The sequence below is a fragment of the Clostridium sp. Marseille-P3244 genome (assembly GCF_900120155.1).
Taxonomy (GTDB): Bacteria; Bacillota; Clostridia; order Lachnospirales; family Lachnospiraceae; genus Mediterraneibacter.
In genome coordinates, this window is record NZ_LT635549.1 from 1,761,379 (window position 1) to 1,773,999 (window position 12,621).

The 12,621-nt window shown below is 50.3% G+C and carries 9 protein-coding genes; 6 read left to right on the plus strand and 3 right to left on the minus strand.

The genetic code is table 11. The features are described 5' to 3' along the window. The first annotated feature begins 2 nt into the window (after window positions 1-2). The 3 genes from BQ7367_RS10230 (at window position 3) to BQ7367_RS10240 (ending at window position 3,695) form a co-directional block, all read left to right on the plus strand. The gene (locus tag BQ7367_RS10230; protein ID WP_072525341.1) at window positions 3-1,412 is read left to right on the plus strand and encodes a sensor histidine kinase; all 1,410 of its coding nucleotides are present in this window, start codon (window positions 3-5) and stop codon (window positions 1,410-1,412) included. Next, window positions 1,396-2,154: a hypothetical protein gene (locus BQ7367_RS10235; RefSeq protein WP_072525342.1), complete on the plus strand. Its 759-nt coding sequence runs from the start codon at window positions 1,396-1,398 to the stop codon at window positions 2,152-2,154. The genes BQ7367_RS10230 and BQ7367_RS10235 overlap by 17 nt, the downstream gene beginning before the upstream one ends. Before the next feature lie 146 nt (window positions 2,155-2,300). Continuing rightward, window positions 2,301-3,695, plus strand: a complete 1,395-nt coding sequence (locus tag BQ7367_RS10240) for a L,D-transpeptidase family protein (protein WP_159431654.1) — start codon at window positions 2,301-2,303, stop codon at window positions 3,693-3,695. A 4-nt stretch (window positions 3,696-3,699) separates the two neighbouring features. Here BQ7367_RS10240 and BQ7367_RS10245 read toward each other — a convergent pair whose 3' ends face one another. Then, entirely contained in the window at window positions 3,700-5,421 is a 1,722-nt protein-coding gene (locus BQ7367_RS10245; RefSeq protein WP_072525344.1) for an ABC transporter ATP-binding protein, read from the minus strand. A 123-nt stretch (window positions 5,422-5,544) separates the two neighbouring features. Here BQ7367_RS10245 and BQ7367_RS10250 point away from each other — a divergent pair, with 123 nt between their 5' ends. After that, window positions 5,545-6,504: a tRNA dihydrouridine synthase gene (locus BQ7367_RS10250; RefSeq protein WP_072525345.1), complete on the plus strand. Its 960-nt coding sequence runs from the start codon at window positions 5,545-5,547 to the stop codon at window positions 6,502-6,504. Beyond that, entirely contained in the window at window positions 6,497-7,066 is a 570-nt protein-coding gene (locus BQ7367_RS10255; RefSeq protein WP_072525346.1) for a phosphatase PAP2 family protein, read from the plus strand. The genes BQ7367_RS10250 and BQ7367_RS10255 overlap by 8 nt, the downstream gene beginning before the upstream one ends. Here BQ7367_RS10255 and BQ7367_RS10260 read toward each other — a convergent pair. Further along, complete coding sequence (locus BQ7367_RS10260) at window positions 7,020-8,630, minus strand: CTP synthase (RefSeq protein ID WP_072525347.1); 1,611 nt, start codon at window positions 8,628-8,630, stop codon at window positions 7,020-7,022. The two genes, BQ7367_RS10255 and BQ7367_RS10260, sit on opposite strands and share 47 nt — an antisense overlap. A 225-nt stretch (window positions 8,631-8,855) precedes the next feature. Beyond that, a complete protein-coding gene (locus BQ7367_RS10265; RefSeq protein WP_072525348.1) occupies window positions 8,856-10,334 on the minus strand; it encodes a DUF1846 domain-containing protein in 1,479 nt (492 codons plus the stop codon). A 197-nt stretch (window positions 10,335-10,531) separates the two neighbouring features. Between BQ7367_RS10265 and ftsH the strand changes: the two genes are divergently transcribed. Continuing rightward, complete coding sequence (ftsH, locus tag BQ7367_RS10270; RefSeq protein WP_083588924.1) at window positions 10,532-12,547, plus strand: ATP-dependent zinc metalloprotease FtsH; 2,016 nt, start codon at window positions 10,532-10,534, stop codon at window positions 12,545-12,547. Window positions 12,548-12,621 lie beyond the last annotated feature (74 nt).

Genomic DNA, 12,621 nt, shown 5'->3' on the forward strand with positions numbered 1-12,621 from the left:
GGATGAAGTTTCGTACAAAGATCGCGCTCTGCATGATCGCAATCCTGTCTGTACTGTTCGGAACAGGAGGAAGTCTTTTATTGTCGGCTTCTTTCGGGCAGTCGCTTGAGCGGGAGCAGGACAGGGCATATGAGGCTTACCAGACTCTGGCGGGAACGCTCCGGATTATCGGGGACATTAACGGGAATCTCATCTATGAAGACATAGCGGATATAGTGACGAAAATAAAGGGGGAAAGTGCTGTTTCCTGGGAGATGCTCCGTTTTCGTACAGAGAATGGAACGATCTATGAATCAGGGAACACGGATATAAAAGCATCTAATGGCACACCGGATGCCGGTGTATGTGAGATACGCTGTGTGTCGGAAGGCGGGAAAAATCTTCTGATCCTGTCTGGAGTCCTTACGACAGAAGAAGACATGGTGAGGATGGATATGGCTCGTGACATTACGGGGATCTTCCGGGAAAGGCAGAGCTGGCAGAATATTTATCAGTGGGTGTTTCTTGTTATGACGGCGGTATGCGCAGTTGTCTCTTACAGCATGGCCGGGATTCTGACCCGCCCTCTGAAGCGTCTCTCCAAGACCGCCCGACAGATATCCGGGGGACAGCTCTCCAGCCGCGCGGACGTATCCGGAAGAGATGAGGTAGGGCTTCTGGCAGAAGACTTTAACAAGATGGCGGACCATCTGGAGAAAACCATCTGTATGCTCAGGGAAGAAAACGAGAGTCAGGAACGGTTTATCGGAAGTTTTTCTCATGAACTTAAGACACCTATGACCTCTATCATCGGATATGCAGATCTGATACGGGGTGGAACACTGGGAGCGGAAGAACAGGCGGAAGCCGCAGACTATATCGTAAATGAGGGGAAACGTCTGGAGAATCTTTCCATGAAGCTCTTGAACATTATGACAGTAAAATATGACAGAAGCGCATTTGTTATGGCATCGCCGGCTGTTATAGTACAGTCTGCGGCAGAACGTATGACACCATTGTACAGGGAGAGGAATATCTCCCTCCAGTACAGGACGGAAGAGGGAGAATGTGTACTAGAACCGGATCTTGTCTGTTCTCTGGTCCTGAACCTGATGGACAATGCCGCAAAGGCGCTTCCGGAAAATGGAGGATGTATCTCTGTTATTCAGGAAATGAGACCAGAGGGCTGTCGTATTTTTGTGAGAGATAATGGACGGGGAATTCCGGAAGAATCCATCAGGCATCTGACGGAGGCTTTTTACCGGGTGGACAGATCCCGTTCCCGCCGGGCAGGCGGCGTTGGACTGGGGCTGGCTCTCTGTCGGGAGATTGCGGATGCTCACGGAGGATACCTTCGGTTTAAAAGCAGGCTGGGGACAGGTACTGTGGTTATGGCTGTTCTGAAAGGAGGACGAAGTGAAGAGGAAAAATAAAGTGTTTCTTGCAGCGGCTGTCCTGCTTTTTGTGGTACTGGGCCTTCTGATGCCCCGGATCGTGTCCGTACTGACCGATATGAGACTGGCGTCGAGAGTTACAAGGATTGAAGAGAAAGAGAGTCCGGACCCAAAAGGAGCGGATTTCTGGGAAATGCTGCAGAACACGGGGAGGATGAAACAGACGGTTGATCTGCGGGATGGAAAGAATCTGAATGGAATAGAAGCAGAACAAAGAGCGGAGCATGTATTTGACAGGCTGACTGCATTTCAGGTGGCAGAGGAAACCATGAAAGTAGAGGACTGGGTTGTGTCACCGGTCCTTGCATCCAGCGTGGATGACCCGGAGGCCACACAGGTCCAGTGGCGCTGCGTGGCTGTCTGGCCGGGCAGAGGACAAGAGGATACTTCTGTGAAAAAAGTAGAAATACTTCTGGATGATGCCAGCGGATATATGATCTCTTTTACGATCATGCCGGCATTTGGCACAGAGACGGGAACTGTATCCACGGAGGAGACAGAAAAAACAGATGAGGGCCTTGTACTCAGAAATGGGCTGGCAGAGTCAGTGCTGGCATTTTTAGATGACTATTATCCGCCAGAAGGAAGGACAGAATTTCGCTGTAAGGGAGATCCAAGCGGGCATCAGTTTACGTTTTTTACGGAGAATACAAAAGGAGATGTTTACGAATATTACTTTTTTATCACAGAGAATGGAGGACAGATTGTTTTTAATATGTAAGGATATTCTGCCCGGGATGGCATTTTGATGCCGGACAGATGCCGGGGAGATGTAAGAGGATTTTATAATGGACCGTGTCGGGAGATCCCCGGCACGGTATTTTATATACCGGAAGAAGATCAATGAATAAGACAGAGATGAGATGTATGGGACAAAAGAGAAAAAAACGGATCCTGTGGATCACAGCGGTTTCTGCGGCTTTTTTGATTGCCGTATATCTGGGAGGAGCAGGATATTTTACAAGGCATTTTTTCCCGGGAACGACTGTGGACGGACAGGATATTTCCATGAAAACAGCAAAGGAGATGGATCAGTATCTCAGAGAGGCTGTACAGAAATACAGGCTTGTCATAATCGATGGGAATAAAAAGAAGAGCGCCATCTATGGGAAAGAGATCGGTCTTCAGACAATGGATGCGGATAACGGGCGAGCTCTTTTAAAAAAACAGAACGCTTTTTTGTGGCCTTTCTACATTCTAAGTGGAAGAGGTCCGGAGATGGAATATCGGGTTTCTTTTGATGAAAAACTGCTGGAAGATAAGATCAGTGCTCTGGAAGTGATGGGAGAGGAAAGAAAGCAGGCGGTATCCGCATACCCGGAATTTGACGGAAATTCTTTTGTCATAAAGCCGGAAAAATACGGTGTGGATCAGGATTTGGCCGATGAAAAGATCCGGATGTATATTAGAGAGCTGAGGCCGGAACTTGATCTGGAGAAGGAGGGCTGTTTAAAGACTCCGGATTATCTGTCTGATTCTCCGGAAGTTACAGCGGCCTGTGATGAGCTGAACCGTTATTGCGGCTCTCAGATTACGTACAGGATGGGCGAGGATGTAGTAGTGGAAAACAACAGGATCGCTTCCTGGCTTACGTGTGACGCATCCATGCAGATCACACTGCGGGAAGATGCCGTGAGGGAATGGGTTCATGAATTTGCGGAACAGTATGACACAGTGGGAAAAGTCCGCGAAATCATATCTCCGGTGGGAAAGACAGCGCAGGTATCAGGAGGGACTTATGGTTGGAAAATTGATGAAGAGGCAGAGACCCAGGCGCTTATGGACAGTATCAGAAAGGGAGAGATCCTGGAAAAAGAGCCGGCTTATATTCAGCAGGCGGCCTCACACTCTTCCCAGGACTGGGGAAATACTTATCTGGAGGTGGATCTTTCCAGCCAGTATATGTGGTATATCGAAGATGGAATGGTAGCTCTTGGATCGGATGTGGTGACCGGGGAGCCGGTTCCGGAAAAAGAGACTCCTTCCGGAGTTTATTCTATTCTGTATACTCAGGAGAACGCGGTCCTGGTGGGAGAACCGGATCCGCTGACCGGCGAACCGATCTACCGGCAAAAAGTTTCTTTCTGGATGCCATTTACAGAGCAGGGGCATGGTTTCCACGATGCCGACTGGCAGTCCGGCTTTGGCGGCTCTGTGTATCAGTTTTCCGGTTCTCACGGATGTGTCAATATGCCGGTGGATAAGGCCGGTGAACTCTACGGGATGCTTGAGGCAGGGACACCGGTGATCCTGCATTACTGATGGACTACATATTATAGTAGCGGGCATAGATTCCGTTTTTCTCAAGCAGTGTCTCATGGGTGCCCCGTTCGGCGATCCCGTCCTCAGTGATAACGATGATTTCATCCGCGTTGCGGATAGTGGAGAGCCGGTGAGCGATGGTGATCGTGGTCCTGTCTCTGGACAGTTCTTCCAGACTCTGCTGGATCCAGCGTTCGCTCTCGTTGTCCAGGGCGCTGGTGGCTTCATCCAGGATCAGGATGGGAGGATTCTTCAGAAAGACTCTTGCAATGGAAATGCGCTGCTTCTGGCCTCCGGAAAGTCTTGCCCCGCGTTCACCCACATAGGTGTCATACCCGTCCGGCAGTTCCTGGATAAAGTCATGGATATTGGCCCGTTTTGCAGCCTGGATGATCTCTTCCATGGAAGCGCCGGGTTTCCCATAGGCGATGTTTTCCCGGATGGTTCCGCAGAACAGGTATACATCCTGCTGGACCATGCCGATCTGGCTGCGGAGGCTTTTTAATGAGAGACTGCGGACATCTTTGCCATCTATGGTAATCCTGCCGCCGGTTACATCATAAAAGCGGGGCAGGAGAGAACAGATTGTTGTTTTGCCGCTGCCGGACGGGCCGACCAGGGCAATGGATTTTCCTGCCGGGATCTCAAAAGATACATGGGAGAGCACCGGAGTGTTATCATCGCTGTAATGAAAAGACACATCTTCATAGCAGACCCGGCCTTTCACATCGGTAAGGGGACGGGCATCCGGCGCGTCCACGATCTCCGGTTCCGTCTCCATCACATCCAGGAAACGGCGGAATCCGGCAAGGCCTTTCTGCATCATCTCGATCAATTCTACAAGGATCTGGATGGGACTGATAAAAATGCTGATGTAAAGCGCGTACATGGCAAGATCTCCCACTTCCATCTGACCTTTCGCGATCAGATACCCTCCGAAGACAAGGGTGACCAGGTACATCATGCCCTGAAAGAACAGATTCCATCCCATAAAACTGCCCATACAGTTGTAGTTATCCCGTTTCGACAGCAGGAACGCATGGTTGCTTTTGCGGAATTTTTCCCGCTCAATATCCTCATTGGCAAAGGACTGTACGACGCGGATACCGGACAGAGTGTCCTGCAGACTGGAGTTTACATCTCCGATCTTCCGGCGGTTCTCCATGAATGTTTCCTGCATTCTCTGGTTCTGCCGGAAAGAGAAGAGGAACATGCAAAGTACCAGGATGACCAGCGGAAGCGCCAGCATCCAGTTGATAACGAACAGAAAGAGAAACGAGCCGATGATTTTCACCAGGGAGATGAAAAGATTTTCCGGACCGTGGTGCGCGAACTCCGCGATGTCGAAGAGATCGGCGACCAGCTTGCTCATCATCTGTCCGGAATTATTTTTGCTGTAGTAGGAGAAGGACAGCTTCTCATAATGATCAAACAGCTGCTGGCGCATGTCCCGCTCCATATTGGCGCCCATCATGTGTCCCTGGAAACTGACATAATATTTGCACAGACTCTGAACCACATACATAAGGAAAAGGGCTGACGCAAGAAGGGGAAGGGCCCGGATGATCACGCCGCTTTCCTCTGTAAACAGTGTGTTTGTGGTGACGCGAAGGATCTGGGGATAGGCGAGATCCACGACGCTGATGAACGCGGCGCAGATCAGATCAATAAAAAAGACCGCTTTGTACGGTGCGTAATATTTAATGAATTTTCGGATCGTATGCATGGTATCACTCCTTGGCACAAGTATCTTTGCATAGCGCATAAAAGCATCTTAGCATAACATTTTCTGCTTGACAAGGAGACAGCACGTGTAATAAGGTAGGGCTCAAAGACAGGAGTGAAATGTATGAGATTGTATCTGGCCCCGCTTGAGGGCATAACAGGGTGGATCTACCGCAGGGCGCTGCATCAGTGCTTTGGCGGTTTCGACAAATATTTTGTGCCATTCATCAGACCCAACCAGAAGGGACATTTCAGCGCAAGAGAAAAGAAAGACATTCTTCCGGAGCACAACGAAGGAATGTACACAGTCCCCCAGATCCTCACCAACAGTGCGGAGGATTTTTTGCGGACAGCAGAAAAGCTGTCCGGTTATGGATATGAGGAGATTAACCTGAATCTCGGATGTCCCTCAAAAACAGTAGCGGCAAAAGGGAGAGGAGCCGGATTTCTCGCGTCCCCGGAAAAGCTGGATGAGTTTCTGGACACAGTTTTTCAGAAATGCAGGATGTCTGTCTCTGTCAAGACAAGGATCGGAGTGGATGACCCGGAAGAATTTGCCGGACTCATGGAGATTTACAACCGTTATCCCATACGGGAGCTGATCATCCATCCCAGGCTTCAGAAGGATTTTTATAAAAATACCCCCAATATGGAGGTGTTCAGCGACGCGATTTCTGTAAGCTCAAATCCCGTATGCTATAACGGAGATATTTTTTCTGCGGAAGATTACCGGAAGTTTACCGAGAAGTTTCCCCGGGTGGACAGGGTTATGACAGGTCGGGGAGTTCTTGCCGATCCGGCTCTGGCCCGTAAGATCCGCGGAGGAGAAGACGCCGGGAAGGAAGAACTGCGGCAGTTTCATGATATTATATATGAAGGGTACTGCCGGGAAATGTCCGGAGACAGGACGATCCTGTATAAAATGAAAGAATTCTGGTCTTATCTGGCTTCGGCCTTTACGAATTATAAGCCATACGCGAAAAAGATCAAAAAGGCGGAAAAATGTAAAACTTATGAGCAGATCGTGGACAGCCTGTTCCAGGCGGAAGAGATCTGCGGAAAAGGGAGGGAGAGAAATGCTTGAGCTTTTGCAGGAGCTGGACGGAAACATCCTGCTGTTTATCCAGGAGCATATCAGGCAGCCCTGGATGGACGGCTTCTGGAAAGCCGTCACCCATCTGGGAGATGCCGGTCTGTTCTGGATTATCCTGGCCGGGATCTTTCTGTTCTTCCGGAAGTCGAGAAAAGCAGGCGTCTCAGCGCTGGCTGCCATGGGCATCGGCGCTCTGATCACGAACGCGGCGCTTAAACTGCTTGTGGCGCGCATTCGCCCATATGACATGATCGGGGAACTGGTCCTGATGATCGAGAGGCAGCCTGATTTTTCTTTCCCGTCCGGACATACATGCGCGTCATTTGCGGCGGCCTGTGCGATCTGCCACAGTATGCCCCGTCGGTGGGGGATCCCCTGTCTGATTCTTGCGTGTCTGATCTCTTTTTCCAGGCTGTATGTGGGGGTCCACTATCCCGGTGATGTCCTGGCAGGGGCGCTGATCGGCGTGTTTGCCGGCTGGGCAGGATGGAAGATCACTGATCGGTTTATTTTCCGTTCTTCTTCCGGAGAGCAGCCTCCACAAACCCCTTGAACAGTGGATGGGGCCGGTTGGGTCTGGACTTGAGTTCCGGATGGGCCTGCGTGGCGATAAACCATGGGTGATCCGGGATCTCGATCATCTCTACGATCCGGCTGTCCGGGGAAAGTCCGCACAGGGACATGCCGTGGCTCTCCAGATCCTCACGGTAATCATTATTCACTTCATATCTGTGGCGGTGCCGCTCAGAGATTTCTCTTGATCCGTAGAGTTTTTCCGCCAGAGAGCCTTCTTTGAGCATGCAGGGATAGGACCCGAGACGCAGGGTCCCTCCGATATCCTCCACGCCGATCTGGTCCGGCATGATATGGATGACAGGGTGGGTGGTATCCGGTTTCAGCTCCATGCTGTGGGCGTCGTTGTAACCCAGCACATTCCGTGCGAACTCCACAATGGCCAGCTGCATGCCGAGACAGAGACCAAGGAAGGGAAGGCCGTGTATGCGGGCGTAGCGTATAGCCTCGATCTTTCCCTCGATCCCCCGGTGCCCGAATCCGCCCGGTACAAGGATGCCGTCCACATCCGCAAAGATTTCATCCGCATTTTCTTCAGTTACAGTTTCTGAATCTACCCACTTGATATTTACAGTTGTATGAGAATAGATGCCTCCGTGCTTTAATGCTTCCACTACACTGATGTACGCGTCGTGGAGCTGGATGTATTTTCCTACAAGGGCTACTGTGACATCCTGCGTGGGATGGCGCAGGTTTTCCACCATCTCTGTCCAGTCCTTGAGATCCGGCCTGGGACAGTCCAGATGAAGACATTCACAGACAACCTGGGCAAGCCGTTCTTTTTCCATGGCGAGAGGTGCCTCATAGAGGTATTCCACATCCAGGTTCTGGAGCACGTGACTGGCCGGAAGATTGCAGAACAAAGAGATCTTGTCTTTCATCTCCGTGCTGAGCGGATATTCGGAACGACAGACTATGATGTCAGGCTGTATGCCCATTCCCTGAAGTTCTTTTACGCTGGCCTGGGTGGGTTTTGTTTTCATTTCCTGTGAGGCACGCAGATAGGGAATGAGAGTTACATGGATGAGGATTACGTTCTCCCGTCCTTTCTCGTGCTGAAACTGGCGGATGGATTCAAGGAAGGGCTGGCTTTCTATGTCACCCACCGTTCCGCCTACTTCTATGATGGCGATCTCCACATTTTCTGCCGCCGGATTGCGGTAAAAACGGCTTTTGATCTCATTGGTGATATGGGGGATCACCTGCACGGTCCCTCCGCCAAAGTCCCCCCGCCGTTCTTTCTGGAGGACTGACCAGTAGATCTTACCTGTGGTGACGTTGGAGTTTTTGGTCAGACTTTCATCGATGAAGCGTTCATAGTGGCCGAGATCCAGATCTGTCTCCGCGCCATCGTCAGTGACAAAGACTTCCCCGTGCTGGACCGGATTCATCGTACCCGGGTCGATATTGATATAAGGATCAAATTTCTGCATGGTGACCGTATACCCTCTGGCCTTCAGAAGACGCCCGAGAGAAGCGGCCGTGATCCCCTTTCCGAGACCCGATACAACACCGCCGGTAACAAATACATATTTTACTGCCATGATCATACCCTCCTGTGTGATTGTAGGATCAGCGCGGAAGACAGCTTCAGGCCGCGCTTACTCCGTTTAAAAAAACCCTGAAAAAAGAGTACAGTCTGACCACAGGGAGAAGACCGCGCCATTGCGGTTGGAACTCCCTCAGATATGATCAGACTGTAATGATACTTTTATTTATAAAATACTTTTATAGTATACACCTGCCGTGCAGAAAAATACAAGGATTTTTTAACTGGACAGCAGAGTATGTTCATAGACAGCTTCACAGGTCAGCTGAACTCCCAGTTTTTTGAAAATTTTAATATCCACGTCAGAAAGCATGACAGAGGTATGGGCCTGGCACCCGCTGAGCCTGGGAAGCTGAGACAGCGCAAGCCGTGCCTGGGGATTGGCTGCCGCGCTGGCAGACAGCGCGATAAGGACTTCATCTGTATGGAGACGGGGATTTTTGCTTTTTAAGTAATCCACTTTTAATTTCTGGATCGGCTCAATGGACTCCGGAGAAATGATATGCAATTCATGGTCAATTCCCGCAAGTACCTTCAGCACATTGAGCAGAAGGGCGGCGGAAGCACCCAGGAGATTGGTGGTCTTTCCGGTCACGATGCGTCCGTCGTCAAGTTCCAGGGCAGCAGCAGGTCCGTTCGTCTGTTTTGCCCGTTCCAGCGCCTTTACTGCCACTTTTCGGTCTGCTACAGTGACCCCGGCCATATTCATGAGAAGTTCGATCTTCTGAGCCTCTTTGTCAGAGGAATCTCCTTTCGCAAGAGCGTTCAGAGCAGCGTAATAGCGGCGGATGATCTCCTGGCGGGAAGCTTCCCTGCATACTTCATCGTCACAGATGCAGTTGCCGGCCATGTTTACTCCCATGTCCGTGGGAGATTTGTACGGGCTTTTCCCGTAGATTTTTTCAAAGATCGTATTCAGGACAGGAAAGATCTCCACGTCCCGGTTGTAGTTGACTGTTGTCTCTCCATACGCCTCCAGGTGGAAAGGATCGATCATATTGACGTCATTTAAATCCGCGGTGGCCGCCTCATAGGCCAGGTTCACAGGATGTTTCAGCGGAAGGTTCCAGATAGGAAAGGTCTCAAATTTGGCATATCCGGCCCGGATCCCGCGCTTGTGTTCATGGTAGAGCTGTGAAAGACAGGTTGCCATCTTTCCGCTGCCCGGTCCCGGAGCTGTCACGATGACAAGCGGACGAGTGGTGCGTATGTAGTCATTTTTCCCATAGCCATCTTCGCTGATGATCAGAGGAATATTGGATGGATAACCGGGGATAAGATAATGAAGATACACCGGAATCTTCATGCTTTCCAGCCTGTTTTTGAACAGAAGGGCGCTTTCCTGCCCGGAAAACTGTGTAATGGTCACACTTCCCACATAAAGACCCTGGTCCCGGTATGTCTGGATCAGCCGGAGCACATCCGAGTCATAGGTGATACCCAAGTCTCCGCGGATCTTGTTTTTTTCGATGTCTCTGGCACTGATGACGATAACGATCTCCGCCTGACTGCTCAATTCTTTTAAAAGGCGCAGCTTGCTGTCCGGAGCAAATCCCGGCAGAACGCGGGAAGCGTGGTAATCGTCAAATAGTTTACCGCCGAATTCCAGATAAAGCTTGTTGTCAAAGTGTCCGATCCGGCTTCGGATATGTTCGGACTGCATTTTCAGATACTTTTCGTTGTCAAAACCGATCTTCATTGTTCATTCCCCGCTTATCTCATTTGTCTTATCAGAACCTGCAGAAGAGAATAATTATAAACCCTGTTGCTGCAGGACACATTTCGTACCCAGTATACTATAAAATCTCATGGTTTTACAATATTTTCATAATGTTTTTATTGATTTATGCAAAACCTCTACTTATAATGTTAATAGTTATTTTTGGGAGGACCAGGATGGACAATCAGAATAAAAATAATAATAAGAACAATCCCAACAACAACCGGCAGGGCTGGGGAATCATCCTCATTACGACCCTGCTGGTCACTTTTATAGTAATGGGCTTGTTTTCTCTTATGAGGGGCTCGGGCCCGGAAGAGATCTCTTATGATAAATTTTTAGACCTTGTCGAGGAAAAGAAGGTACAGAAGGTTACCCTGAACAGCAGCCGGATCTATATCACTTTGACAGATGAGGGGCGTAAGGAAGAGCTGCAGGAAGCCGGAGGAGCCGCCGGCGCCAGCGCTAACACTTTAGGACAGCTTCTGGGCGGAAGTCAGAATGAAGAAAGCTATGACTACTATACGGGATATGTCAACGATGACAGCCTGGCGGAAACCCTGAAAGAAGCAGACGTGGAATTCCAGGGTGAGGTGCCTGATACGACAGGCGCGATGTTCCTTGAGCTGTTTCTCACCGTACTTCTGCCTCTGGGCATTATGGCGTTCCTGATTTTTTATCTGATGCGCCGGATGAGCAAAGGCGGCGGTATGATGGGCATCGGCAAGAGCAACGCGAAGATGTATATGGAGAAAGAAACAGGAGTTACCTTCCAGGATGTAGCCGGGGAAGACGAAGCAAAGGAATCTCTTCAGGAGGTGGTGGATTTTCTTCATAATCCTGGGAAATACAGCGGTATTGGAGCCAAGCTCCCGAAGGGAGCCCTTCTGGTAGGCCCTCCGGGAACCGGTAAAACACTGCTGGCAAAAGCAGTGGCCGGCGAGGCAAAGGTTCCGTTCTTTTCGCTGTCCGGCTCTGCGTTTGTAGAGATGTACGTGGGCGTGGGGGCATCCCGCGTGAGAGATCTCTTCAAACAGGCACAGCAGATGGCTCCGTGTATTGTGTTTATCGATGAGATCGACGCGATCGGAAAGACCCGGGATACAATGATGGGAGGCAATGATGAGCGGGAACAGACCTTAAACCAGCTTCTTGCGGAGATGGACGGATTCGATACGAATAAAGGCCTTCTTATCCTTGCGGCGACCAACCGTCCGGAAATCCTGGATCCTGCGCTTCTTCGCCCGGGACGTTTTGACCGGAGGATCATCGTGGATAAACCGGATCTGAAGGGCCGGATCGATATCCTCAAGGTACATTCCAAGGATGTACGTATGGATGAAAGTGTAGATCTGGAAGCCATCGCGCTGGCCACATCCGGGGCAGTTGGTTCTGACCTGGCGAATATGATCAATGAAGCTGCCATTAACGCTGTCAAGCATGGACGACAGGTGGTGAGTCAGAAGGATCTGTTTGAGGCGGTGGAAGTGGTGCTCGTGGGCAAGGAGAAGAAAGACCGGATCATGAGCAAGGAAGAGAGAAGGATCGTCTCCTATCATGAGGTGGGACATGCTCTTGTTACTGCCCTTCAGAAGAATACGGAGCCGGTCCAGAAGATTACGATCGTTCCCAGGACAATGGGTGCTCTGGGGTATGTGATGCAGACGCCGGAAGAAGAAAAATTCCTGAATACAAAGAAAGAGCTGGAGGCAATGATCGTTGTGGCTCTGGGCGGGCGTGCGGCGGAAGAGATTGTATTTGACACGGTCACTACCGGTGCTGCCAATGATATCGAGCAGGCGACGAAGATCGCAAGGGCCATGATTACTCAATATGGAATGTCCGAACGTTTCGGACTGATGGGACTGGAGTCCATCCAGAACAGGTATCTGGACGGCAGAGCAGTGTTAAACTGTGGTGACACGACAGCAGGTGAGATCGACGAGGAAGTTATGAAGATGCTGAAGTCCGCTTATGAAGAAGCGAAAAGACTTCTGTCGGAAAACCGGGAAGCCCTGGATCAGATCGCCGCGTTCCTGATCGAGAAAGAGACGATTACCGGAAAAGAATTTATGAAGATTTTCCGGGAAGTAAAAGGAATTCCTGAACCTGAAGAACATGAGGAGGAAAAAGCCAAAGAGCGGGAAGGTCGTATCTCAATGAAACCGACCGATCCCGGGGTATCACAATAGACGGATATAACAGTGAAGGGTGTCCCTCTGCTTCGGGGACACCCTTTCTTATGCCCGCAAATACAGAATTGATT

Bases quoted from the DNA above. Each gene is read 5' to 3' on its own strand.
- BQ7367_RS10260 (WP_072525347.1), bottom strand. From the start codon at position 8,630: ATGGCAGTAAAATATGTATTTGTTACCGGCGGTGTTGTATCGGGTCTC.
- BQ7367_RS10255 (WP_072525346.1), top strand. From the start codon at position 6,497: ATGCTTGAGCTTTTGCAGGAGCTGGACGGAAACATCCTGCTGTTTATC.
- BQ7367_RS10245 (WP_072525344.1), bottom strand. From the start codon at position 5,421: ATGCATACGATCCGAAAATTCATTAAATATTACGCACCGTACAAAGCG.
- BQ7367_RS10250 (WP_072525345.1), top strand. From the start codon at position 5,545: ATGAGATTGTATCTGGCCCCGCTTGAGGGCATAACAGGGTGGATCTAC.
- BQ7367_RS10230 (WP_072525341.1), top strand. From the start codon at position 3: ATGAAGTTTCGTACAAAGATCGCGCTCTGCATGATCGCAATCCTGTCT.
- ftsH (WP_083588924.1), top strand. From the start codon at position 10,532: ATGGACAATCAGAATAAAAATAATAATAAGAACAATCCCAACAACAAC.
- BQ7367_RS10265 (WP_072525348.1), bottom strand. From the start codon at position 10,334: ATGAAGATCGGTTTTGACAACGAAAAGTATCTGAAAATGCAGTCCGAA.
- BQ7367_RS10240 (WP_159431654.1), top strand. From the start codon at position 2,301: ATGGGACAAAAGAGAAAAAAACGGATCCTGTGGATCACAGCGGTTTCT.